Origin of the sequence: Streptomyces sp. NPDC052052 (genome assembly GCF_040680455.1) — a bacterium.
Lineage (GTDB): Bacteria > Actinomycetota > Actinomycetes > Streptomycetales > Streptomycetaceae > Streptomyces.
Genome location: NZ_JBFAWU010000006.1, coordinates 180696 through 203919, shown reverse-complemented (window position 1 = coordinate 203919; position 23224 = coordinate 180696). Strand labels below are relative to the sequence as shown.

General features: G+C 69.7%; 23 protein-coding genes and 1 pseudogene. 9 read left to right on the top strand and 15 right to left on the bottom strand.

Annotated elements, in window-relative coordinates:
- Positions 1 to 17: 17 nt before the first annotated feature.
- From AB0L71_RS09690 to sbnA, 3 genes are all read left to right on the top strand, one after another.
- Entirely contained in the window at positions 18 to 1022 is a 1005-nt protein-coding gene (locus AB0L71_RS09690; protein WP_365240175.1) for a TauD/TfdA family dioxygenase, read from the top strand.
- A complete protein-coding gene (sbnB, locus tag AB0L71_RS09685; RefSeq protein WP_365240173.1) occupies positions 1019 to 2101 on the top strand; it encodes a 2,3-diaminopropionate biosynthesis protein SbnB in 1083 nt (360 codons plus the stop codon). The genes AB0L71_RS09690 and sbnB overlap by 4 nt, the downstream gene beginning before the upstream one ends.
- A 213-nt stretch (positions 2102 to 2314) precedes the next feature.
- Complete coding sequence (sbnA, locus tag AB0L71_RS09680) at positions 2315 to 3322, top strand: 2,3-diaminopropionate biosynthesis protein SbnA (RefSeq protein ID WP_365240171.1); 1008 nt, start codon at positions 2315 to 2317, stop codon at positions 3320 to 3322.
- Between the two features lie 77 nt (positions 3323 to 3399).
- Here sbnA and AB0L71_RS09675 read toward each other — a convergent pair.
- From AB0L71_RS09675 to AB0L71_RS09665, 3 genes and pseudogenes are all read right to left on the bottom strand, one after another.
- A pseudogene (locus AB0L71_RS09675) lies at positions 3400 to 3567 on the bottom strand (ISAzo13 family transposase); the annotation flags it as partial.
- A gap of 54 nt (positions 3568 to 3621) precedes the next feature.
- Complete coding sequence (locus AB0L71_RS09670; protein WP_365240169.1) at positions 3622 to 4173, bottom strand: GH25 family lysozyme; 552 nt, start codon at positions 4171 to 4173, stop codon at positions 3622 to 3624.
- A gap of 185 nt (positions 4174 to 4358) precedes the next feature.
- Positions 4359 to 5723 (bottom strand): radical SAM protein, encoded by a 1365-nt coding sequence (locus AB0L71_RS09665; RefSeq protein WP_365240167.1) that lies wholly within the window; start codon positions 5721 to 5723, stop codon positions 4359 to 4361.
- 274 nt (positions 5724 to 5997) lie between these two features.
- On the opposite strand from AB0L71_RS09665, the gene AB0L71_RS09660 reads away from it, so the two are divergent.
- Positions 5998 to 6492 (top strand): hypothetical protein, encoded by a 495-nt coding sequence (locus tag AB0L71_RS09660; RefSeq protein ID WP_365240164.1) that lies wholly within the window; start codon positions 5998 to 6000, stop codon positions 6490 to 6492.
- A gap of 92 nt (positions 6493 to 6584) precedes the next feature.
- A complete protein-coding gene (locus tag AB0L71_RS09655) occupies positions 6585 to 6812 on the top strand; it encodes a hypothetical protein (RefSeq protein ID WP_365240162.1) in 228 nt (75 codons plus the stop codon).
- Positions 6813 to 6851: 39 nt separating this feature from the next.
- On the opposite strand, the gene AB0L71_RS09650 is transcribed toward AB0L71_RS09655, so the two are convergent.
- On the bottom strand, positions 6852 to 7946 hold the full coding sequence (locus AB0L71_RS09650; protein WP_365240160.1) for an enoyl-CoA hydratase/isomerase family protein: 1095 nt from the start codon (positions 7944 to 7946) through the stop codon (positions 6852 to 6854).
- Positions 7947 to 8223: 277 nt separating this feature from the next.
- Here AB0L71_RS09650 and AB0L71_RS09645 point away from each other — a divergent pair, with 277 nt between their 5' ends.
- Positions 8224 to 10359, top strand: a complete 2136-nt coding sequence (locus AB0L71_RS09645) for a SpoIIE family protein phosphatase (RefSeq protein WP_365240157.1) — start codon at positions 8224 to 8226, stop codon at positions 10357 to 10359.
- Between the two features lie 82 nt (positions 10360 to 10441).
- Here AB0L71_RS09645 and AB0L71_RS09640 read toward each other — a convergent pair whose 3' ends face one another.
- The 3 genes from AB0L71_RS09640 to AB0L71_RS09630 all read right to left on the bottom strand — a co-directional run bounded on the left by AB0L71_RS09640 (position 10442) and on the right by AB0L71_RS09630 (position 12234).
- Positions 10442 to 10930, bottom strand: coding sequence for a GNAT family N-acetyltransferase (locus AB0L71_RS09640; RefSeq protein ID WP_365240155.1), 489 nt, complete (start codon positions 10928 to 10930; stop codon positions 10442 to 10444).
- A gap of 131 nt (positions 10931 to 11061) precedes the next feature.
- The gene (locus tag AB0L71_RS09635; RefSeq protein WP_365240153.1) at positions 11062 to 11466 is read right to left on the bottom strand and encodes a roadblock/LC7 domain-containing protein; all 405 of its coding nucleotides are present in this window, start codon (positions 11464 to 11466) and stop codon (positions 11062 to 11064) included.
- A 141-nt stretch (positions 11467 to 11607) separates the two neighbouring features.
- Positions 11608 to 12234, bottom strand: coding sequence for an ATP/GTP-binding protein (locus AB0L71_RS09630; protein WP_365240151.1), 627 nt, complete (start codon positions 12232 to 12234; stop codon positions 11608 to 11610).
- Positions 12235 to 12581: 347 nt separating this feature from the next.
- On the opposite strand from AB0L71_RS09630, the gene AB0L71_RS09625 reads away from it, so the two are divergent.
- The gene (locus tag AB0L71_RS09625) at positions 12582 to 12947 is read left to right on the top strand and encodes a metalloregulator ArsR/SmtB family transcription factor (RefSeq protein WP_365240149.1); all 366 of its coding nucleotides are present in this window, start codon (positions 12582 to 12584) and stop codon (positions 12945 to 12947) included.
- Positions 12948 to 13104: 157 nt separating this feature from the next.
- Here AB0L71_RS09625 and AB0L71_RS09620 read toward each other — a convergent pair whose 3' ends face one another.
- The 5 genes from AB0L71_RS09620 to AB0L71_RS09600 all read right to left on the bottom strand — a co-directional run bounded on the left by AB0L71_RS09620 (position 13105) and on the right by AB0L71_RS09600 (position 19385).
- Complete coding sequence (locus AB0L71_RS09620; RefSeq protein WP_365240147.1) at positions 13105 to 14538, bottom strand: LCP family protein; 1434 nt, start codon at positions 14536 to 14538, stop codon at positions 13105 to 13107.
- Positions 14539 to 14922: 384 nt separating this feature from the next.
- On the bottom strand, positions 14923 to 15357 hold the full coding sequence (locus AB0L71_RS09615; RefSeq protein WP_365240145.1) for a DUF742 domain-containing protein: 435 nt from the start codon (positions 15355 to 15357) through the stop codon (positions 14923 to 14925).
- Positions 15358 to 15376: 19 nt separating this feature from the next.
- Complete coding sequence (locus AB0L71_RS09610) at positions 15377 to 15814, bottom strand: roadblock/LC7 domain-containing protein (RefSeq protein WP_365240143.1); 438 nt, start codon at positions 15812 to 15814, stop codon at positions 15377 to 15379.
- Entirely contained in the window at positions 15811 to 18411 is a 2601-nt protein-coding gene (locus AB0L71_RS09605) for a nitrate- and nitrite sensing domain-containing protein (protein ID WP_365240141.1), read from the bottom strand. The genes AB0L71_RS09610 and AB0L71_RS09605 overlap by 4 nt, the downstream gene beginning before the upstream one ends.
- Before the next feature lie 95 nt (positions 18412 to 18506).
- Positions 18507 to 19385, bottom strand: coding sequence for an MHYT domain-containing protein (locus AB0L71_RS09600; protein ID WP_365240139.1), 879 nt, complete (start codon positions 19383 to 19385; stop codon positions 18507 to 18509).
- Between the two features lie 171 nt (positions 19386 to 19556).
- Here AB0L71_RS09600 and AB0L71_RS09595 point away from each other — a divergent pair, with 171 nt between their 5' ends.
- On the top strand, positions 19557 to 20156 hold the full coding sequence (locus AB0L71_RS09595) for a class I SAM-dependent methyltransferase (RefSeq protein ID WP_365240137.1): 600 nt from the start codon (positions 19557 to 19559) through the stop codon (positions 20154 to 20156).
- 27 nt (positions 20157 to 20183) lie between these two features.
- On the opposite strand, the gene AB0L71_RS09590 is transcribed toward AB0L71_RS09595, so the two are convergent.
- Positions 20184 to 21086 carry an oxygenase MpaB family protein gene (locus AB0L71_RS09590; protein ID WP_365240135.1) on the bottom strand — a complete coding sequence of 301 codons (903 nt, stop codon included), beginning with the start codon at positions 21084 to 21086 and terminating at the stop codon, positions 20184 to 20186.
- Positions 21087 to 21341: 255 nt separating this feature from the next.
- Between AB0L71_RS09590 and AB0L71_RS09585 the strand changes: the two genes are divergently transcribed.
- A complete protein-coding gene (locus AB0L71_RS09585) occupies positions 21342 to 22364 on the top strand; it encodes a hypothetical protein (protein WP_365240132.1) in 1023 nt (340 codons plus the stop codon).
- 78 nt (positions 22365 to 22442) lie between these two features.
- Here AB0L71_RS09585 and AB0L71_RS09580 read toward each other — a convergent pair whose 3' ends face one another.
- Together AB0L71_RS09580 and AB0L71_RS09575 are read right to left on the bottom strand one after the other, a co-directional pair.
- The gene (locus AB0L71_RS09580) at positions 22443 to 22976 is read right to left on the bottom strand and encodes an MOSC domain-containing protein (protein ID WP_365240373.1); all 534 of its coding nucleotides are present in this window, start codon (positions 22974 to 22976) and stop codon (positions 22443 to 22445) included.
- A gap of 39 nt (positions 22977 to 23015) precedes the next feature.
- Positions 23016 to 23198 (bottom strand): hypothetical protein, encoded by a 183-nt coding sequence (locus AB0L71_RS09575; RefSeq protein WP_365240130.1) that lies wholly within the window; start codon positions 23196 to 23198, stop codon positions 23016 to 23018.
- Positions 23199 to 23224: the final 26 nt, after the last annotated feature.

Below are 23224 nucleotides of genomic sequence, written 5' to 3'. Positions count from 1 at the left end.
ACTGAAAGGAAAACAAGATGTCGTTCAAATCCACGGCGTTGCTGGTCGATGTGGAACTGAATTCCGGCGCACCCCCGCGGGTGCGGGCCCAGGCCGCTGGCGACGCGCCGGCCTGGGCGGCCGAGCACCGGGACGCGCTGCGCGCAGTCGTCGCCGAGCACGGTTCGGTTCTGGTCCGTGGCCTCGGGCTGCGCGACGCAGTCGAGACCGGGGCCGTCTTCTCGAAGCTGGCCTCCGGTCTGATGACCGAGCGGGAAGCCTTCGCACCTCGGCAGGCCTACTCCGACGGGGTGTACTCCTCATCGAAGTGGCCGCCGAACCAGCCCATGTGCATGCACCACGAACTGAGCTACACGCTTGAGTTCCCCGGCCTGATGATGTTTGCCTGTCTCAGCGCGCCCACCGACGGCGGGGCGACCGCGGTGGCCGACTCACCGACCGTGCTGGACGCGCTACCCACCGAGTTGACCAAGCGGTTCGAGCGCGAGGGCTGGCTGCTCACCCGCAGCTACAACGACGAGATCGGCGCGTCCATCGCCGAGGCCTTCGGCACTGACGACCGGGGCGCCGTCGAGCGCTACTGCCACACCAACGCAATCGCGTTCGAGTGGCAGCCCAACGGTGGACTGCGCACCAGACAGCGCCGTAGCGCCGTGGTGCGCCACCCGGTCACCGGCCGACGCTGCTGGTTCAACCAAATCGCGTTCCTCAACGAGTGGACGCTGGCTCCCGAGGTGCACGAGTACTTGGTGGACGTCTACGGCGCCGACGGGTTGCCGTTCAACACCCGGTTCGGCAACGGCGACCCGATCGGCGAGGACGTCGTCCAGCTGCTCAACAGCGTCTACGAGGCGAACACCGCACGCGAACCGTGGCAGACCGGCGACCTGATGCTCGTCGACAACGTCCGCACCGCGCACAGCAGGGAGCCCTTCGACGGACCGCGCGAGGTGCTCGTCGCCATGGCCGAACCGGTGCGTCTGGCCGACTGCTCACCGACCGTGGAGGTGACCACGCGATGACCACTGTCGATTCCACCGCAAGAGAGTTCGCAAGAGAGTCCGCAAGCGTCGCACCGATCACCGTGCCACCCTTCGCGGTGATCTCCGGTGCCCAGGTCCGGCGCACGCTGCACGGACGCGAGAAGCCGATCACGGAGTTGATCGAGACCACCTACCGGGTACACGGCGCCGGTGATTCGGTGAACCCGCCGTCGTACTTCCTGCGATTCCCCGACCGCCCGTCCTCCCGGATCATCGCGCTGCCCGCCTCGATCGGTGGGGACACACGGGTTGACGGCCTGAAGTGGATCTCCAGCTTCCCGAACAACGTGACGGCCGGCATCCCAAGGGCATCGGCCGTGCTGATCCTCAACGACCACGACACCGGCTACCCGTTCGCCTGCCTGGAGAGTTCGATCATCAGCGCCACCCGGACAGCCGCGTCGGCGGCGTCGGCGGCCGACTGGCTCAGCCGCGACCGATCGCGACCGACACGCATCGGATTCTTCGGGGTGGGCCTGATCGCCCGCTACATCCACACCTTCCTGGTCGGTACTGGCTGGTCGTTCGACGAGATCGGCGTACACGACCTGTCCGCCGACAGCGCGGCAGGCTTCCGCTGCTACCTGGAGCAGTCGGGCGCCAGCGGCCGCATCATCGTGCACGACAGTGCCGAGCAGTTGATCTGCAACAGTGACCTGGTGGTCTTCGCCACGGTCGCCGGTCAGCCGCACGTCAGTGACCTGTCATGGTTCGCACACAACCCGCTGGTGCTGCATGTGTCGCTGCGCGACCTCGCACCGGAGATCCTGCTTGCCTCGACCAACATCGTCGATGACGTCGAGCACTGCCTCAAGGCCGACACGTCGCCGCATCTGGCCGAGCAACTCACAGGCAGTCGGAACTTCCTGAACGGCACGTTGGACGACGTGATGGCCGGGCGGGTGACAGTGCCGACGGACCGGCCGGTGGTGTTCTCGCCCTTCGGCCTCGGGGTGCTCGACCTCGCGCTGGGCAAGTACGTGTACACCGAAGTGGCTCACCGCGGCGAGTTGCACGTCGTCGACAACTTCTTCCACGAACTGAGCCGTTACGGATGAGCAGGCCGAGAGTCCAGGAGGCTCCTTCAAGGCTGCTCGAAGGAGAGACCACCGGTCACGTCGCAGCAGGTCCTGACCCATGAGATAGCGGCCGCGGACGCAGGGCCCTTTCCCGCCCGGTTGGGCACGGGGTCTCGCCCGCACAAGCGAGGAACGCGCCCACGGCCGAGTGGAAGTTCCGATAGTGCTCTGCTCCAGACAGAGGAGACCATCGTGCCCGTCATTTCCGCGCCCTACGCCTTCAACGAAGAGAATCTCTATGTCGACCTCCGGTCGATCTTCGGGCACTCGCTCTTCCTGAAGTGCGAGGGCTTCAACTTCGCCGGCTCGATCAAGTTGAAGGCCGCGACCGAGATGGTGGAGGACGCTGAGCGGGAGGGAAAGCTGACGCCGAAATCGATCCTGGTCGAGTCCTCCTCCGGAAACCTCGGCGTGGCGCTGAGCGTGATCGCGGCAAGCAAGGGCTACCGGTTCCTGTGTGTGACGGACGCCCGCGTCAATCTGTCCAACAAAATGATGATGGAGGCGTTGGGCAGCCAGGTGCACGTGATCGCCGAACAGCAGGCCCACGGCGGTTTTCTCGGCGCACGGCTGGAGTACGTCCGCGCGCTGTGCGCCTCCGACGACCGGTATGTGTGGCTCAGCCAGTACACCAATCCGAGCAACTGGAACGCGCACTACCGTACGACCGCGCCGGAGATCGCCCGTAAGTTCCCACAGCTGGACGTGCTGTTCGTCGGAGCCGGCACCACAGGGACCCTGATGGGCTGCGCGCGCTACTTCCGGAGATGGCACCGGCGCGTGCGGATCATCGCGGTGGACAGCGTCGGCTCGGCATCCTTCGGCGGTACGCCGGGCCGACGGATGATTCCCGGTCTGGGCACGAGCATGCGCCCGCCGCTGCTCGACGAGTCCTATGTCGACGAGGTGATTCGTGTCGAGGAGGCGGACACCGTACGCGCCTGCCATCGTCTGGCCAGGCGCGGATTCCTGTTCGGCGGCTCCACTGGCACGGTGATCAGCGCCGCAACGGACTGGATGGCCCGGCGCGACGCGCCCGAACTCACCGCAGTGGCCATCAGCCCGGACCTCGGCGAGCGCTACCTCGACACCATCTACCAGACCAACTGGCTGCAGGGTTTCTACGGCGAGGACGTGCTCGACTCCGCCAAGGAGGCCGCCGATTCCTGCGCAGCCGCCCCCTCGCCGGTGACACCGTAGGGCCGTCGGCCGGACCCTGCTCAAGCTTGTCCCGCAAATGATCTCTGATCGGGCCCGGACGTGGTCGGCGTCGCCCCCGTCGTCCCACTCACCTCGGCTGCCCGCGCGACGGCCCGGATGCCGCCATGCCCCAGCAGCCGGGCCTCGGCTCCCCTCAGGAGCCGCCGCTGCCGTTCGTCGAGGTGGAGGAACAACGCCGCACATTTCACAGCAAGTTGGGCACGAGCCTCGTCCGGGATGCGCATTCCACACCAACGAGCGCCAGAACGGGAAGCAACACCTTGATGATCTCCAAGCGCTTAGCCGCGGGCCCAGTCGCGCAGGGCGCTCCGCGAGGAGAACGCGGCGACGTCCTTGTCGAGCGGCCGGTCGGTGTACTGGTGGATGCGCCACGGCGCCTTGATCCTGGGCTTGCCCGCCGTCACGTAGTCGGCGATCCACAGTCCGTCCCCGGCGTAGGACGTGATGTCGTGGTGCAGCCAGAAGTGACGATTGCAGTACAGCAGAACCCTGTGATGGGGCCTCAGCCGTTTGACCTCACGGATGAACCAGTCCTTCTCGGAGTTGTTCGCCCACGTGCCGTCCCCGTTCTCCTCCCAGTCCACAGCGAGCAGATCCCCCGTCTTCTCCGGGACCTTCCCGACGAAGTACTCCGCCTGCTCCGAGATGTGTCCGGGCCAGAGGAAGTGGTAGAAACCGACCACGCATTCCGCGTCCCTGGCCCGTTTGACCTGCGAGGTCAGCTGCGGATTGAGGTAGGAACGGCCTTCGGTGGCTTTGATGAGGACGAAGTCCAGTCCCTCCGTGTCGAAGGACGACTGATGCGAACTGACGTCTACCCCATGCAGCATGGGCACCGCCTCCACATGGGTCCGGGGATTCCTCTGCTCTTCTCTGCACGTGCCCGGAGTCGCCCGCCCCCATCCTCCCAGTGAAGGGGCGAACAGGTTTTCCTTTGTCCCGATACCCACCCGTCACGGTCCGGAGATGAACCGGCTGCCACCGCCCTGGTGGCGGCCGGTCCCCGGGGCTCGGTTCACAGAGCGTCCTCCGGCTGTGCCGGAAGGCTGTCCATGAACGAGCTGACGGAGAAGACCGCCCGACCGGCACCGGGCGGGCCGTAGCCGGGGGGCGAGCTGAGCCCGTACTCCTCCATGGTCGCGCGATAGGCGTCCAGCAGGCGGATGTGGTACTCCAGCGGCGCCCCGTCCGGGTTGGTCTTGCCCAGCGGCGTGGTGGGCTCGGGGCACCAGGTGGTGAACCGCGGAGTGATGCCGTGCGACATGAAGTAGCGCAGGCCCTCGGTGGTCGATGCGATGGCCTCGTCCACCGTGGTGAAGCCGAAGGGCTCGGCCATCTCCACACCTGCGACGAAATTGGGAATGACGTTGCGCGGGCCGAAGACCTCGGCCGAGTCCAGAATGCGGCGGTGCCACTCGTCGCGGCCGACGTAGCGCTCCTTGCCGGGGCAGTAGAGCTCGAAGAGCCGACGGTCCCAGACCTCGTAGTTCGGGTGGTAGATCTGGATGCCGTAGTCACGGAAACGCTGTACATCGGCCTTGGGAAGGGCCTGGGCCACCACCTTGCCGATCCAGCGACCGGGGAAGCGTTCCTCGATCGCCTTGGCGTACTGCCCGTAGAAGTCCGCCTCGTCACGGCCGCCGAGGTGCGAGGTGATGGCGCCGCCGGTGAGTGTGTAGGCGGTGGAGGTCTTCTGGGTGTCGTACTTGTCGATGATGGCCAGTGCTTCCAGGACCTCCTCGACCGGCTTCACACCGGTGTACGGGCGTCCCGCCGCCTTGTGCTGACGCCAGTTGTGGTTGATGTCGCAGTACTGGCACTCCTCCTTCGCCCCGAAGTACTGGCAGACCCGGAAGACCGTGAGATAGACGAGATAGCCCCACTGGATGGTCGGCGCGACCTCCATGACGGACTTTCCGTTCTCCAGGGTGTGCCGGTAGTAGTCGGGCATCGGCGGCAGGCCGACATCGGAGATCCTCCTGCCGTCGAGGTACAGCCCGAGCACTCCGTCGGCGTCGGCCGCCACCCGGTACGGCGACGCCGGATTGACCCGGACCGACACCACGGTCCTGCGCAGTTCGTAGGGCCCCCCGGTGAGCACGATCTCCTCCGGCGGCCGGCGCAGTGCGGCCGCGCCGAGCTCGGGGAGGGTTCCGTGGTCGAACGAGAAAATGAAGTACGACTTCGGCTTGACCTCACCGCCCTCGTTGTCACTGAGCGCGGACTCGTCGAACGCCACGCCGCCGCGCAGCAGATCCTCCTTGATGACGGCTTCCCGGGGCACGTGCGGGAACTGCTCCATGAGCCGCTCGACCAGGCGGGTGCGGCTCCCGTCGGTTCGCTCGGGCTCGGTGCGGCTGCGGTCGGTACTGCTGGGCATGTGCGGGACTCCTTGGTCCGGTCGAGTCGAAGGCGCTCCGGGTACGCCCCTTTGTGCAACGAATTCACGGCTGTCGGCGTGCCCGACCTCGCCGAACGGTTCTTCTGCGCGCCTGGGAAGCGTATCCGGGCCGCCGCATCGTGATCCGGTCCGTGCGGCGTGAGCACGTCCTGCGGGGTTCGCCCCGTGTGAGGACGGGGCGGACCGCACGCACACCGGATGTCAGACGCCGACGCACACTGGCAGTAGGACGGCACGCGCGAAGGGGACGCTGATGGGCACCGCACACGAGACCGGTTTCGAACCGGCCACCGGGGACGGCCCGGCAGAGTCGGCATCGGATGAGAAGCGTGGGGTCTCGGTTCGCGCGGCGTTCCAGGGGATGCTGCACATCCGGCGGCTGACGAACACCGGTCACGCGGACCCGGAACGCGTGCCCGCGCAGTGGGAGCGACTCCGTCCGGTACGGGCGGTCGCTCTCGCCCTGGAGGCATCCGGTCTGGCCTCCTCGGCAGTTGACGCATCCGGCCTGCGCACGGCGACCGGGTACCGCGTGGAGGAGGGCGAGACCCCGGGCAGCGTGAGGGTCGAGTGGCTCGGCCCGCCAGGGAGCGGGGCCGTCCATGAGGAGGAGGCCGAGCTGGCCCGTTGCGCGGCCGCGCTACGGGAGTTGGGCTGGACGGTTCTGCTGTACCGCGGGCCGCGGCGCAGGAGATTCCTGGAGGTCGAGCCACCGGCCGCTTCCCGACGGCCGAGCGGAGACCAGTAGTTCCCCGCGCCCCGCAGTGCCGGGCGTTGTCGGACCCATGAGGGATGCTGGTGGGTCCGAGGGTCCGACACCTCCGACCGGGAGATGCTGAGATGAGCAATGACGAACTCACCGCGGCCAAGGCCTACGTCCGGCTGCTGAAGGCAACCCGCGCCGCGCTCGAGGAACCTGACGAAGGCCCTGCGCACCTGTCGCTGCTCGCTTCACCGATGGCGGAGGCCGATGGCGCGCTGGAGCGGGCGGGCCTCTGCGGCAACGAGTCCCGCTTCTTCGAACTCGTGCGCTCGCTTCAGCCGACCGTGTCCGGCAACGGTTGGTGAACGCACCTGCCGAGCGGCTCCGCGGCCGCCCCGTCCCTCTCAGTCCGTTGTTCGGGAGCCTCGTCCCGTGGTCCGGGAACCGGGATCGAGGCCGAGTTCGCGGGCGCCCAGCGGGGCGAAGAAGAGCGCCACCTCGTCCTCGGACACCTCGGCGAGTTCCGCCGGCGTCCACCGCGGGCTGCGGTCCTTGTCGATGATCTGGGCCCGTACCCCTTCCACCAGGTCGGGCCTGGCGTAGGCCACGCACGAGGTCCGGAACTCCTGGTCGAGGGCCGCCTCCAGGCCGGGAAGCCTCCGGGCCCTGCGCAGGGCGGCGAGGGTCACCTTGAGTGCGGTGGGCGACTTGGCCGCGATCGTTGCGGCGGCCTGCTTGGCGGCGGGCACACCGCTGTTGTCGAGCCGGTCGAGGATCTCCTCGACGGTATCGGCCCGGTAGCAGGAATCGATCCACTCGCGGTGCGCCGCGAGTTCACCGCTCGGCGCGGGCGAGGCGTGCCGCCGCACCGTCCGCTCGATCTCGGCAGCCGTACCGCAGCCGGCCAGCGCGGTGGTGAGCCCGGGGAGGCGCTGCGCGCGTACGAAGTGGTCGGCGAGCCCGCAGAGCAGCGCATCGGCCGCGCCGACCGCGTCCGCGGTGAGCGCGAGATGGGTGCCGAGCTCACCGGGTGCCGAGCCGAGCAGGTACGTACCGCCCACATCGGGGACGAAGCCGATAGCGGTCTCGGGCATGGCGACACGTGACCGTTCGGTCACCACCCGGACGCTGCCGTGGGCCGAGACTCCGACGCCACCGCCCATCGTGATGCCGTCCATGATCGCGACGTACGGCTTGGGGAACCGGGCGATGCGCGCGTTGAGCCGGTACTCGTCGCGCCAGAAGTCCATCGCGGCGCCGACGCCGGCGCGGGCGTCGTCGTGTATCCAGCGGATGTCCCCGCCTGCGCAGAGGCCGCGCTCCCCGGCACCCGTGATCAGGACCGCGGTGACGCTGTCGTCCGCCTCGGCCTCGGCCAGGGCGGCATCGATGCGCCGCACCATGGCGTGGGTCAGTGCATTGAGAGCGTGCGGACGGTTGAGGGTGATGTGACGGACGCGGCCCTCGGTGTGCAGCAGGACGGAATCGTCGTGGTTCATGGATGCGCTCCGGTCAGCCCCTGTGCCGTACCGTCCGCGGTCGCGGACGATCTTCCGCTGCCATTCTGCGGGGCACACCCCGGGCTCGGGACGGGAGGGTGCCGGGAACGGCGGCACCGGCGCTCGACAGCCGACGGTGCCGTGGCCATCTCTGGCAGCGTTCCCCAAGCGGTTCGACAATGGAGACATCGATGCCGGGCCGCGGCGCGGTCCCGGCATCCTGGCGGGTCCGCAGCCCGCAGTTTCAGTTTCCCGTCGGCCGATTTCCGGAGCAGGCATGGCCGATCAGGACCGGGAGCGACGTGTCCCCGCACTGCCCCGACCGCCGGTCGACAAGACGCACGAGGGCGAGACAGCGACGGCGCAGCGCCTTGCCATGAATCGGACGGGGAGTTTCGAGTGGGATCTGGACGCCCACACCCTGGACATCGACGCCGCGGGCCTGCTGGTCCTCGGCCTGGATCCCTCGACGTTCGACTCACGGCCCGAGGCTCTGGTGGGACGGCTGGCGCCGGTGGAGCGGGCCCGGCTGCGGATGGCGGTCGAGGAGGCGATCAAAGGCGGCCACACCTCGTACAGCGTGCACCTCAGGGTGCCGGTCGACGAGCAGCCGGACCAGTGGACCCATATGCAGGCGCGGATCCTGCGCAGCGACGACGGCCGGGCGCACCGGGTGGTCGGCGTGGTCCGGGACGCGACGGCGGAGGTGACCCATTCGGCCTTCGTACGGGAACTGGAAGAACGTCGCCGGCGCCAGGCCGGCGTCATCGAACGAACAACGAGCGCCTTGTCGCGTGCGGTGACCGTGGATGATGTGACCGCCGTGCTCACCGGCCCCGGTGGACTGGAACGGCTCGGAGCGGAAGGCCTGGCACTCGGTCTGGTCGAGAACACCTCGCTGAACGTCATCGCCCTGAGCGGCGAGCCACTGGAGGCCCTCGACGAGCTCGGATCCACGGGGCTGGACCGCACGTACCCCCTGGCCGACACGGTTCTCAGCGGCCGCCCCCGGTTCCTGAACTCGGTCCCCCGGCTCATCGACCGCTATCCCGCGCTGGCCCCGTACGCGGAGCGGCTGGGTTTCCGCGCGGCCGCCTATCTGCCGCTCGTCGCCCAGGCACGCTCTCTCGGCACCCTGGCGCTCTACTACCGCGAGAACACGGCCTTCACCGCCGATGAGCGCATTCTGTGCCTGGGGCTGGCCGCCATCGTCGCCCAGTCCCTGCAGCGGGCGAAGCTCTTCGACGAGGAGCGCGAATTCGCCACCGGGCTCCAGGCGACGATGCTGCCACGACGGATCCAGGAGATCGAGGGCGGTGAGCTGGCCGTGCGGTACCACGCGGCCTGGAGCGGACACCAGGTCGGAGGTGACTGGTACGACGTGATCCAGCTGCCGATGGACCGCTTCGGCATCGTCGTAGGCGATGTACAAGGGCATGACACGCATGCCGCCGCCATCATGGGCCAGTTGCGCATCGCCCTGCGCGCCTACGCGGGCGAGGGACACCCTCCGCCGACCGTACTGGCACGGGCCTCCCGCTTCCTCGCCGAACTGGACACGGACCGCTTCGCGACGTGTACCTACGCCCAGGTCGATCTCGGCTCCGGGATCGTGCGCGTGGTGCGTGCCGGACACTTCGGACCACTGATCCGGCACGTGGACGGGCGGGTCGGCAATCCCCAGGTGCGGGGTGGTCTGCCGCTGGGCATCTCGACCGACTTCGAGAGCGAGGAGTTCCCTGAGACCCGTCTGGACCTGCTGCCCGGCGAGACCCTTGTCCTCTACACCGATGGACTGGTGGAGGAGCCCGGAGCGGATGTGGACGCGGGCGTGCAGACTCTGGTCGACGAGCTCGGGGCGGGGCCGGCGGACGCTCAGGCCCTGGCCGATCATCTGTCGGACCGGCTGTGGGAGCGTTGGGGGTCGGGGGACGACGTCGCGCTCCTGGTGCTACGGCGTAGCCCCGACCCCGGATCGCCCCAGGCGCCGCGCCTGCATCAGTACATCCACCAGGCCGACCCCGAGGGGTTGTCCGACGCTCGCACGATCGTGCGCCAGGCGCTGACCGACTGGGACCTGGCCGATCTCGCCGACGATGCCGAACTGGCGACCGGCGAGCTGCTGGGGAACGTGCTGCTGCACACCGAAGGTGGAGCGGTCCTCACTCTGGAGGTGCTGCCGGAGCCCGCCCGCCGCATCCGGCTGTCGGTGCAGGACCGATCGAGCGCCCGGCCGAGACGCCGCAGTCCGGGTGAGACGGCCACGTCGGGGCGGGGTCTGCTGCTTCTCGACGCCGTTGCCACCCGTTGGGGCACCGAGCCCCGCGGCGAGGGGAAGGCCGTCTGGTGCGAGATCGGGCCGCCTGCACCACCCGCCGCCACTCCCCCGCGGCCGCCCCAGGAGCAACGGTGACAGGAGACGTCGTGGGGGCGTGTCGTCCGGGGCGGGGCAGCCGCCGATCGCACAAGGTGGGACATGGCGGACTGGCAGGCCGTCACAGCGGGCGGTACATGATGTGCAGTCCGACGAATCCGTGCTGCGGGTGCTCGAATCCTTCGGGCAGGGTTCCCAGGATTTCGAAGCCGAGTGACTGGTAGAGCCGGACAGCGGGAGTGTTCGTCTCCACCACGGCATTGAACTGCATCGCCCGGAATCCCGATGCGCGGGCCCACTCCAGCGTGTACTGGCACAGCGCCCTGCCCACACCCTGCCCGGCGTGACGGGGGTCGACCATGTAACTGGCGCTGGCGATGTGTGCCCCATGGCCCATGTGGTTGTTGTTCATCTTCGCCGTGCCGAGGACAGTTCCGTCCTCGGCGACCGCGACCACCGTACGGTTCGGTGGTTCGAGGAGCCACCAGGTGCGGGCCTCGTCCTCACCGAGGTCGAGCGGGTAGGTGAAGGTCTCACCAGCGGCAACGATGTCGTGGAAGAACGGCCAGATGGCGGGCCAGTCCTCGGCGTGGGCTTCCCTGATCAGCACAGGGGCCAGCATGCCGGTGCCGCCGTCCCCGCGCGAGCGGTTTTCGGCGAGGCCACCGGTCTGGGCCCCGCCACGGACCGCTCCGTGTCCGGTACGCGGCCAAGGACCGGGTGCGGTCCCTGGCACCTCGGTCAGTCCTCTTCGCTCCTCGCCTGTCGCTCGGCGACACCGAGATGCTCCCCCACTCGGTTGACGAGCAGCGTCATCTCATACGCGACCAGGCCGACATCGGCCTCGGCCGCGCTCAGTACGCACAGGCAACTGCCGTCCCCCGCTGCTGTCACGAAGAGGAGTGCCTCGTCGAACTCGACCATGGTCTGCCGGGCCCTGCCCGCCCGGAAATGACGTCCCGATCCACGGGCAAGGCTGTGCAGTCCGGACGAGACGGCGGCAAGATGCTCCGCGTCCTCACGCGCCAGGCTCGTGCTCGCTCCGGTCACCAGTCCGTCGTTCGACAGCACCAATGCGTGGTGTATGTGCTCGACCCTGCTCGTGAGGTCGTCCAGGAGCCAGTCGAGTTCCCTGTCCAGCGCCATGTCCCCGCTCCTCCCCGCTCATGCGTTCCCCGTACCCCACGTTTCGCGTAAGCCTCGCGCACCGGTCACGTACGGGCAAGCACTCCTCGGTCATGTGGCCGGGTCCGTGCCCTCGGTGTACGGCGGATCTGCCCCGGCCGGTCAACTCACCGAGTCGAGGAGCCGGGCGGTGTGCATCCGGCCGGCATGTTCGACCGTGCGGATCAGGACCTCCTTGCCGGAGTCCCGGTCACGCGCGTCGCACAGGACGACGGGAGTGCCGAGGTCGAGATCGAGGGCACGGGACACTTCGCTCTCGCCGTAGGCGCGGGCGCCCGCGAAGCAGTTGACCGCCACGACGAAGGGGATGCCCCGGTGCTCGAAGTAGTCGACGGCCGGGAAGCATGCCTCCAGGCGCCGGGTGTCGGCGAGGACGACGGCCCCGAGCGCGCCCTGGGAGAGTTCGTCCCACAGGAACCAGAAACGGTCCTGCCCGGGCGTGCCGAACAGGTAGAGCGAGAGACCGGACCGGATGGTGATGCGTCCGAAGTCCATGGCGACGGTCGTCGTGGTCTTCTGAGCGACACCGTCGGTGTCGTCCACGGACTGTCCGGCCTCGCTGAGGAGTTCCTCCGTGCGCAGCGGCCGGATTTCGCTGACCGAACCGACCAGTGTCGTCTTCCCGACCCCGAAGCCTCCCGCGACCAATATCTTCAACGCGAGGGCATCGGTCTGCGCGGTCTCTCCGGCCGGCTCCGCGTGGGCGTTGTCAGCGTGCTCGGAAGGCATTGATCACTTCTCTCACCAGTGCGTCCCAAGACACCGACTGCACAGGTCGAGGCTGTCCTGAAGGGATCGGAGTCCGTGGACCGTCAGCTTGGGTACGGCGACAGCATGGCAAATCGGAACCTGCCCCGGGGGACCAGATCGCTTTTTTCGCGATGAGATCGCTTCCGGTCACACCCCTTCCGGAACGGTCCAAATTCTGCTGTTTCTCGCGGTGTACTCCTCATGCGCCCGGCCCTGCACACACACGCTGCCCGCGCCGTCGCCGGCCCGCCGGGACCACGCTGCACGCCCCCTACACTGAGCGCCTCGGGTGCGGGAACCGGCCCATGCGGACAGGGAGAGCGAGAGTGTCCACACCAGCCGACGGTGGTTTCGAGGATCCGCCCGCGGACGTTCTGGCGGAGGCGGCCGCAGCCTTCGGTCTGCTGGCAACGCCTGCGCGGCTGCACATCATGTGGGCGCTTTCCCAGGGCGAAAGCGATGTGACCGGCCTCGCGGACCGGGTGGGCGGCACCCTTCCTTCGATGAGCCAGCATCTGACGAAGCTGAAACTGGCCGGTCTCGTGCGGTCACGGCGTGAAGGCCGCCGGCAGGTGTATCTCGTCGACGATCCCGGCATGGTGACCGTCGTGCGGCTGATGGTCGGCCAGCTCGCCGAGCGTGCCGGCCACGCGCCCGCACGCCGCGCGGACCATCGTGAACTCCGGGTCTGAGAGCAGTACCGGCACGGCTACGCCCATGCCCGTCACGATGCCCTGACGACCTGGAACTGCGCGGACGTCCAGGTCACGGTGGTCGGCCTGCACACCACCGAGGACGGGGCCGCCCTGTACGAGCCCTACGGCTCGCCACTGCCCCGCCCCCCGGCAGTCAGCCGTACGAGAGGTCCGCGCAGGGGTCGTCGTCGGCCGACCGCGCCCCTTCGGCGACGGTGGCCGGCACGGCCGAAGGGGACGGAGTGGGTGATGCGGTCGACGGGTTCTGCGCGTAGTCACTGCCGAGAATCACCCTGACTCCGGCTGTGTCGGAAGCGGTGGTCCGGGCCCCGGCGAACAGCTGGGCGGTGGTCTCCGCCTTGTCCCGCAGGCCCGGTCCGTACTCGATGACGGTCGAGGTGTGGTCCTGGCTGCTCGCCGTGGCCGTGGCGGTGACGGTGAAGCCCTGGGCGCGCAGGGCGTCGGTGGCCCGGGCAGCGAGTCCCGTGACCGTGGTGCCGTTGTAGACCGCGACGCTGATCCCCGTGCCTGAGACGGAGGCGGAGGCCGAGGGCGAGGGCGATGCCGGGCTGGGGTCCGCCCCACTGTCCTTGGCCGGCCTCTGACCGCTGGCGTCCTTGCCGTCGACCGTGCGGTCCGCCTTCAGCGCGGCCCAGAGCGCGTCGGCGTCCGGTTCGACGATCGCGACGCGTGAACCCTCGTAACGCCAGGGAACGGTGACGAACTTGGTGTTGTGCAGGTCGATGTTCTTCATCGACATGGCGAACGACAGCAGCCGGTCCGCCGACCCGAGCCCGGGATCGACGGTCATTGCTTCCGTGGCCGCGTCGGCCAGGGGCAGCAGCGTGGTGGGGTTCAGCCCGCGGGACTTCACCTTCTTGATGAGCGAGGCCACAAAGGCCTGTTGGCGTTTGATCCGCCCTATGTCCGAGCCGTCGCCGATGCCGTGCCGGAGCCGGACGTAGTCGAGTGCCCGCTGCCCGGACACGGTCTGCTCGCCCTTCGTGAAGATCCGGGTGCCTTGGGTGGAACGCTTCGGGTCGAGGTCGCGTTCGTGGATGTCCTGGGGCAGGCAGACGGTCACGCCCCCGACGGCCGAGGTCAGTGCGGAGAAACCGGCGAAGTCGATGACGACGGTGTGATCGACGCGCAGGCCGGTGAGCTTCTCGACGGTGTTCTGGGTACAGGCCGGGTTGCCCTCGGCCGTCTCCCCCACCGAGAAAGCGGCGTTGAACATCACGTCGTACTGCGGAGTGGTCCACTGGCCGTCCGGCATCTTGCAGGCCGGGATGTCCACCAGCGAGTCACGCGGAATGGAGACCGCGACCGCGTGCCGGTGGTCGGTGTACACATGAAGCAGGAACGCGGTGTCGGAGCGCCCCACCGTTCCGGTGCCGCCGCCCAGTTCGCTGTTGTCACCGGCACGCGAGTCCGATCCGATGACCAGGACGTTCTGACCCTTCGACGAACCGGCGGGCCGGTCGCCGGAGATCCCGTCCGCGCTGAAGGTGTCGATGCTGCCGTTCAGTTCGAGGTAGACCCACCCGACACCCGAGACAAGGAGAACGAGGAACGAAAGCCCGAACATGGCTGTCCGCCGCAGTCGACCGGCCCTTCGCCCGCCCCCGGTTGTCGTGCGAGTTCCTGTCATCGGCCACCCCGTCCGTCCGTCTTCCCAGGTGGAAGACGTGCTCCGCCGCTCCACGGTTGTCCAGTTGCGCAATATAACAAGTATGGATGTCCGAGTTGATCACTCGACGCGCCCATAGCCAGCCTGAGGCACTGTCTGCGCGCACCGCGGACAAACGGCGTTCAAGACACCGAAACGAAGGGCGGGAGCCACCGGATGTACAGGGGTTTCCCCACCTGACAGCGGTGTGACGAACGGTGCGGGCCCTCCCCCCGCTGCCCCGTCGGGGGCGAGGAGAGGGCCCGCGTGTTGCGCGTTCGGCCCGGCCGTCATGGAAGTGCCCTACAGAGCCCGCAGTCCGTTGATCACCTCGCGGAGAATGCGCTCGTCCGGCAGCAGCGCGGGCGGTACGGGCCGGCTGACGCGTACGCAGCCGGCCTCGAGCAGGTCGCCGAGAAGGACGCGCACCACTCCGACCGGGAGGTCGGAATCGGCGGAGAGCTCGGCGACGGACTGGGTCTCCGACCGGCAGAGCATGAGCAGGGCCCGGTGTTCGGGACCGAGCAGCGGGTCCCTGGAGACGTCCGGTGCGCTGTCGTCGAAGGTGATGAGTGCGATCAGATCGAACTGCACGCCGTTGGGGCCCGGTTCGGTCCGGCCGCCCGTCACGGCATAGGGGCGGACCAGTGGACCGGCTTCGGCGTCGTACCACTGGCTGCCGGGAAGGATGGGCAGAGCCAGGTCGCCCGGGATGCCTCCCCGGTCCTCTTCGTTCATGGCCACGGCCGTCCGCCCGTCAGCCGATGCTCGACGGAGGTGCGGTGAACCTCGGCGGGGTACGCAGGTGCTCACCGACACGTCTGACGAGCCGGGCCATCTCGTAGGCGACGAGCCCGATGTCGGCGAAAGCCGTGCTGAGCACGGCGAGACACGATCCGTCGCCCGCCGCCGCGACGAACAGGAAGCCCTCGTCCATCTCCACCATGGTCTGACGTACGTTCCCGGCCCGGAAGTGGCGCCCTGCCCCTTTGGCCAGACTGTGGAATCCGGAGGCCACCGCGGCCAGATGTTCGGCGTCCTCACGGCTGAGGGCCGTGGAGGCGCCGACCGCGAGGCCGTCGCCGGAGAGCACGACGACGTGCCGCACCTCACCGACGCGTGCCACCAGATCGTCCAGCAGCCAGTCGAGTTCGCCCGAGGTGTGGTGGGCCCCGGTCCTCTCGTGCGCGATCATGCAGGGTCTCCTTCGCTGCTTCGGCGTCGGTCGGTGGTGCCGAAGCGGGGTTCGGTGGCTCCGGGGCGGGCCCCGGAGCGGCCGGGGGCCGTGCCGCCGCCGCGCACCCAGCCGTTCCGATAGGCGGTCATGCGGTCCCGGGCCTGTTCGGGGGTGCGCTCCGCAGGGCGGTCCGGGGCCTCGGGGCTGCGCTGCGGTGGTTGGTCGGGGCGGGGCTCCTCGCGCAGTTGAGGAGCGAGGCTGGCCTGCCGCACCCGTTGCGGCAGAGTCCCGTCGCCGGGCCGCTCCCGCGGGAGGGCCGCGGCTCCGTGTTTCTCTGTCCGGCCGGGGCGTTCGCGCAGCAGGGTGACGGCGGCAACGGGCTCCGTACGGGACTCCAGTGCCTGGTGCGGCACCAGCGCGGGCACGGCCACCGGCGCCGGGAAGGCGGTGGTCCGCTCACCCGGGGCGTACGGGCCGTGCCCGGTCCCCGGTCCCGCAGGCGGACCGTCGCGGTCTTGCCCGCGCCCGGCCGGGGCGTGCCCCGGGGCCTGCGGCTCGTCGGCCGGCGGAAGCGAGCTCTGCAGCAGCGCCGTGGGCAGCAGGATCACCGCGGTCGTCCCGCCGTACGCGGAGATACGCAGCTGGACCCTGATGCGGTGACGCGCGGAGAGTCTGCTGACGACGAAGAGGCCGAGCCGGTCGCTGTCGAAGAGAGCGAGGTCCTCGGCCTGTTCGATACGCCGGTTCGCCTCGTCGAGGATTTCCTTTCCCATGCCCAGGCCCCGGTCCTCGACCTCCAGGGCGTAGCCGTTCCCCACGGGTTCGCCGCTGACGCGCACCTTGGTGTGGGGCGGTGAGAACTGTGCGGCGTTCTCGATCAGTTCGGCCAGCAGATGGGTGACGTCGGCGACGGCCGTGCCCTTCACCGCGGCGTCGGGCAGGTGCCGTACCTCCACCCGGGCATAGTCCTCGATCTCGGAGACGGCTGCGCGCACCACGTCGGTCAGCTGGACCGGTATCCGCCACGCCCGGCCCGGCGCGGCGCCGGACAGGATGATCAGGCTCTCGGCATGCCGCCGCATCCGGGTGGTGAGGTGGTCGAGGCGGAAGAGGTCGCCGAGTTCCTCCGGGTCGTCGACACGGCGTTCCATGCGGTCGAGCAGGCTGAGCTGACGATGGACCAGCACCTGGCTGCGGCGGGCGAGGTTGACGAAGACTCCGGAGATGCCGTCGGCGAGTTCGGCCCGTTCGACGGCGGCGTCGAGAGCCGCCCGGTGCACAGTGCCGAGGGCCTCGCCGACCTGGCTGATCTCGTCATGGGCGGCCGGGCCCCGAGGGGCTTCGGCCGCGACGTCGAGTGCTTCGCCCGACCGCAGCCGTTGCATGGCGCGGGGCAGTTTGCGATGTGCGATCTCCAGAGCGCTGTTGCGCAGTCCGACGAGTTCGACGACGAGCCCGCGGCCGATGCGTACGGAGATCACCAGAGAGGCGGTCACAGCGACGCAGCCGAAGAGGACGGCGGCCCCCGACGGACTGGACAGTCCTCGGGCGAGCGGGTCCGCGCGGTCCGCGGCTCGTTGCCCGGCGGCGGTGTCGAAGGTGCGCAGTTCGCTCCTCACGCGGGACGCCGCCTGTTCCCATGCCTCGGCGGGAACCGTCTGGGCGGCCTGGTGTCCGGCGGGTGCGGCGAGCACCTTGTCCTCTTCGGCCAGGAGCTGCCGGTAGGCGTCCCGAGTGGTACCCCCCTGTCGGTCGGCCCCTTCGGTCGGTGACAGATCCGCGGCTCCGGTGAGGGTCCTTCGGGTCTCCACCGCTGCGACGAACCGACGCAGCCGGCCGCCCTCGAGCGTCCCGGTGCGTGCGGCCGCGGCCAGCAGGGCGTCCTCGCGGGCCAGCATCTCGTCGGCGCGGTCGAGTTCGTGCAGCACCCGGGCGTCGGAGCCGAGTGCGTCGTCCTGCACGCCGGTGAGGGCGCCGGATACGTCGAATGCCGCGGACAGGGCCTCGGTGTACTGGTCGTACACGGCGTCCTCGTCGTTCCCGCCGCTCTGCGCGGTCCGCAGCCGGTGGGTGAGAACGAGGAACCGGTTGAGCCGGTCGGCGACCGTGGCGGGGAGGGTGCCGGTGTCGGCGATGGTATGGCCGTCGCCGAGGCGGAGGGCGGCGAGCGCGGTGTCGGTGCGCCTGGTCCGTCGTTCCAGCTCGGCGGCCTGGGCGGTGCTGGGGGCCACGTACTGGAGCACAGCCGCCCGGCGCTCGCTCTGAAGGGCGGCGACGGCGGTGGCCATCGGACGCCGGACCTCGTCGTCGACCCGCTGCGACTGCCGCAGCCGGGCCACTTCCTGGGCGGTGGTGACCGTGGCGAAACCCCACAGGACGAGCAGCGAGACGACCGGCACCATCAACAGGGAGATGATCTTTGCGCGCACGGTCCTGGGACGCAGCGTCCGCCGTCCGCGTGGCGCGGACTTCTCCCGTGCCGGCAGTGGTATCCCGTGCTCGGCGCTCTCGTCGGCCGGGGGTCCCGCGTGCGCGCGGCGTCCTCGCGGCGGCGGGGCTGCGTGCCGGGCGGCGGCCGTCGCGCCGGTGTCCGGGGTCGTGCGGGGTGGGCGCATGGCCTCCTCGTTCCGGGTGTGGAGCTGGGGTGTGTCGCACAGGTGCGAGGCGTCAGGAACCGGCGGTTCAGTGCCGGGTGGCGGGAACCGACGGCTCAGTGCGGGGTGGCGCGCGCTGCGTCGTGGTCGCCCGCGCCGCCACGTGGTGCCCGCGGGAAGGACCTGTGCTCGGCGACTCCTTGTGGTGCGGCTGCGGACGCGTCCGCTTCGGCGGGAGCCGCGGTGCGTTCGGCGAGGGCCTGGGCGGCGCGTTCCCCGGCCGTCGGGGAGAGCGCAACGAACGCCGAGGTCAAGAAGAGGTAGGAGCCGAGGCCGACGGCCAGAGGAAAGATGAACTGCATGGCCGTGGCCCCGGGGAGTTCCTGTGCGGACGGTTCGACCTGCACCGAGACGGCGAACATTCCGGTGTAGTGCATGCTGCTGACCGCCGCTCCCATGACGGCAGAGGCCAGTGCGACGGCGCGGGTCGACCTGATGTTGAGCGCCGCCCACAACGCCGCCGTGGCAGCCGCGACGGCGATGACGATGGAGAGCACCACCCGCAGCGGGTCGTAGTGGATCGTGCCGTGCAGGCGGAGGGCCGCCATCCCGAGGTAGTGCATGCTGGCGACGCCGAGTCCGGTGGCGATCCCGCCGATCAGCAGCGCCCTGTCCCGGTCGCGGCTGTAACCGACGGCGAAGACTCCGCCGCCGACCACCACCATGGCGCCGAGCAGGCTGAGCAGGGTCAGCGGCACGTGATAGCGGATGTCGGTGCCGGTCACCCCGAAGCCGAGCATCGCGATGAAGTGCATCGTCCAGATGCCCGAGCCGATCGCGGACGCGGCTGTGATCAGCCAGTTGCGGCGCGAACGGCCGGTCGCGTCGAGTGCCCTCATCGTGCAGCTCAGTCCGAGAGCCGCGCCGATGCATGCCATCAGATACGACAGCGCGGGTGTCAGCCAGCCGAAGGTGGAGTGGTCCAGGTGTCCCATGGATCGGGGACGCTAGTCGCGATCAGGGCGCATACCCGGGGCGCATTTCGAAAGCTGTTGAAATATGACAGAGAGATGTTCCTGCACGATCACACGCTGCTCGAACATGCACCCCGGTTCTCGGCGTTCCCCTCCGTTTCGTTCCGCCGGCGCATACGTGATCATGCCTGTATGACCGAAGACCACAGACGCGTACAGGACTTCTTCACGGCCCGCGCCGCGGACTGGGACAGCCGGTTCCCCGACGACGGACCGGCCTTCGCCGCCGCCGTCGGCTCCCTCGCGCTGGGCCCGGGTGACGTGGTGCTCGACGCCGGGTGCGGCACGGGCCGGGCGCTGCCCGCCCTGCGCGCGGCCGTGGGGCCAGGGGGCACCGTTGTAGGCATGGACCTGACGGCAGCGATGCTGGAGTCCGCGGTGCGGGCCGGACGCGACCGGAGCGGGACGCTGCTCCTCGCCGATGCCGCCCGCCTGCCCCTGCGTACGGAGTCGCTCGACGCGGTGTTCGCGGCCGGGCTCATCTCCCATCTGTCGCGTCCCGGACCGGACCTGTCGGAATGGGCCCGAGTGGTGCGGACCGGCGGGCAGTTGGCCCTCTTCCACCCGATCGGACGGGCCGCGCTGGCCGCCCGCCACGGCCGCCGGCTCACGGACGACGACCTGCGCGCCGAGCACAACCTCCGTCCGCTGCTGGCGCGTTCGGGCTGGCGGCTCGACGCGTACACGGACGAGGACGACCGTTTCCTCGCCCTGGCCGTACGGACATCCTGACCGTCCGCACCCCGCTGCGCCCCCGGCTCAGTCGGCCGGTCTGCCGGAGTGCCGATCGTGCGGAACGGGACAGCCGCGGATGCCGGGGGTGGGGAACGTTCCGAGCGCGGAGACGTCGTAACCGTCCGGGTACCCCTTGATCTCCGGGTTCTGCCGGGCGTAGTGCGGCGTGGTGCGCGGCGGCAGCAGTCGCACCGCTCGCGCCCTCAGGCGCAGGGCGCCGCGGACGAGCTGCCGGGTTGCCGAGCCGGGGCGCTCGTACCGGAACGCCCGCAGCAGCGAGTCGTCGAGGAGCGCGAGGGCGGCCTTCCGTGCGACGGGCGCGAGCGGGCGCGGATACCAGGACCCCATCAGGTCGAGGGTCGCGTCGGAGACACGGCGCCCGCCCTCGTCCCATCCGAAGTGCTCGGCCTCGTAGGTATCGAGGAAGTGCTCGAAGTCCTCGTACGTCTGCGGCAGTTCCTTGATACCCATATGGGCGCCCAGGGTGCAGTAATAGGCGGCGCACGCCCGCAGTTCGTGCTCGGACAGTCTGCGCCAGCCGTAACGGTCGATCCACCGCTTCGGGGTGACGACGAAGGTGCACAGCACATAGCGGAGGTCGTCGTTGCTGATGTCGTAGGAACGGTGCATCTGGTTGATCCGGCGGATGGCCGTGCGCCCCGGGTCGCTCTCGAAGCCGTGCTCCACGACCGCGTCGAGCAGCAGTGCGGTGTCGTCGTAACGCTTCTGGGAACGCTCTGTCAGTTCGGCGGTCTCCGCCAGCAGCCGGCCGATGCTGGGGACCGCGTAGGTGCGGTACAGCGCCAGTTCGAGAGCGCGGGCGATGTCCCAGGGAAACTCGTAGGTTGCCGTGATCCGGTAGATCCGCAGGAAGTCCCGTTCCGGATCGAGACGCCGGATCTCCTTCAGTCTGTCGTACCGCTTCACCGCGTTGCCCCCCTTGCCTCGCCGATGGTCCAACCTTACGGGGACAGGGAAGGGGACGGGGAGGACGGACGAGGAAGACCGCCCCCGTGTGCACGTGCGTCCGCCTCGGCACGGGTACCCCACATCGCCCGCGTCCCGCGGTCCGTGCCGTCGCTCGTCCGGGCCTGCCGCCCCGCCTGCCCGGGGCCGGGCGCCCGCTTGTCAGGACCTCGACGAGTGGGTTACCGACTGGTTAAGGTGCGCCGACGGAGAACCATGACGGACGAGGAGGGTGCCGTGGCCGGGCCGAGCGAGGCGATCACCGCCGACGACGACGCGCTGTATGTGCTGACTGCGGCGCTGATGACGCCGGCGCAGTTCCCGAGCGTGCTCGGTGACGATTACCCCGCCGCGTGCGCGGCGCTCTCCCTCGAACCGTACGCCGAGGGATACGGGCTGATCCTGGGCCAGGACGGCCAGGGCGCACGCTGGACCGTCGTCGTCGATGACGTCTCGCTGGTCGCGGTGGCGATCGCGGCCTGGGACTGCGGAATGGAGTACGACCTCTCCCCCGACGACCGTTCGGTGGTCTGCGCTCTCCCCGGCTGGCCCCTCGCGGTGGGTGTCGCCGCTCCGGGAGTGGCCGCCCCGCACGACCCGCTGCCGGACCCGGAGGCCGAGGGGACCGATCCGGTGCCGCTGGCCCCGCCCGACACACAGGCGTGGGGGCCCGCCCAGAGACGCATGGGTGCGGACGACATCGCACACCAGTGGGCGGAGTGGCGCGAGCAGATCGACGACGAGACGGCCTTCGCCGACCCGGGAAGCGTGGACAGTGCCGGGGACGAGACCGACGACGCTGTCGTCGCGGACGGGAACGGTGCGGCCGGCTCCGGGACGAGGCCCCCGGTCGGGGACGGGGTCGGCCCCGAGCCCCAAGCAGGGGCAGGCGGGGCGCGCAGCGACGGCGGAGCCGGGAGCAACGGGCCCACGGCCTTCGAGAGCCCTGCGAAGGGCGCGCCTGCCGGAGCGCACCCGGGCGTGCGGCGAGTGCTGGAGGAGGCCCGCGCCTATGTGGACACCCCGCCCCCGCCCGGCCGGGTCCGCTCGTCGTTCGCCACTGGCGACGCCCGGATGCTGCGCGCCGACGGCCCCGGCTGGTCGCTGGTCGCCAGGACCGACGACATCGCCTTCATCCTGCTGGACGAGGAACCGGGCGAGGTGCTGGCGGTCGGGCGCGGCAAGGAACTGCCCGGGCTGCTGAAGGCCCTGGACGCGCTGGCAGTACGGCCGACCTGAGCCGGCTCCCACGGGGCTGACCCCGCAGTCGGCCCCCGGCCACGACCCCTCGCTCCGCCCCCGTCCAGCACCACCCCACTACACACGTTCCAGCCTCCGGTGCGGCCCGGCGGGAAGCTCCACCTCGATCGGGTCGCCCGGCCGGACCTCTCCGCCGACCGCGACGACGCCCATGATCCCGGCCTTGCGCACGATGCGGCCCGTCTCGTCCCGGCCGACGACGTGTTTGAGGAGCCCCTCCTGGAAGTGGTCGATCTGCAGGCAGGGGTTGCGCAGTCCGGTCACCTCGACGACCGCCTCCCTGCCGAGGTGCAGCAGCGTCCCGACGGGCAGGCCCAGGAGGTCGACACCGCTGGTGGTGACGTTCTCCCCGAGGTCGCCCGGAGCGACCTCGAAACCTGCTTCCCGCAGTTCACCGAAGAGTTCCTCGTGGATGAGGTGGACCTGTCGGAGATTCGGCCTGGTGGGATCCTGCGCGACGCGGGACCGGTGCTTGACCGTGACCCCCGCGTGCACATCACCCTCCACACCGATCCCGGCGAGCAGGGTGATGCTCTCCCGGTTCGGCTTGGTGAACGCATACGTGCCGTTGCTGGACACCACCGACACCATCCCGCTCACCGGTTCCTCCTCCCTGCTGTCCCCCTGGGATCAGCGGCCTATTTCCTTGCGGGCGATCCTACGGAGCCGGCGTCGCTGACCGGGGTCCAGCAGCAGATACCCCAGCACCGGGACCCCGATCAGGACCAGCAGCGACGGCCAGAATCCGATCAAGGGCATCAGGACGACTGCCGCGACCACTCCCCCGATGGCGATCTTCGCGCTGTTCGACATCGTTCACGCCTCCTTCGCGGCCCGAG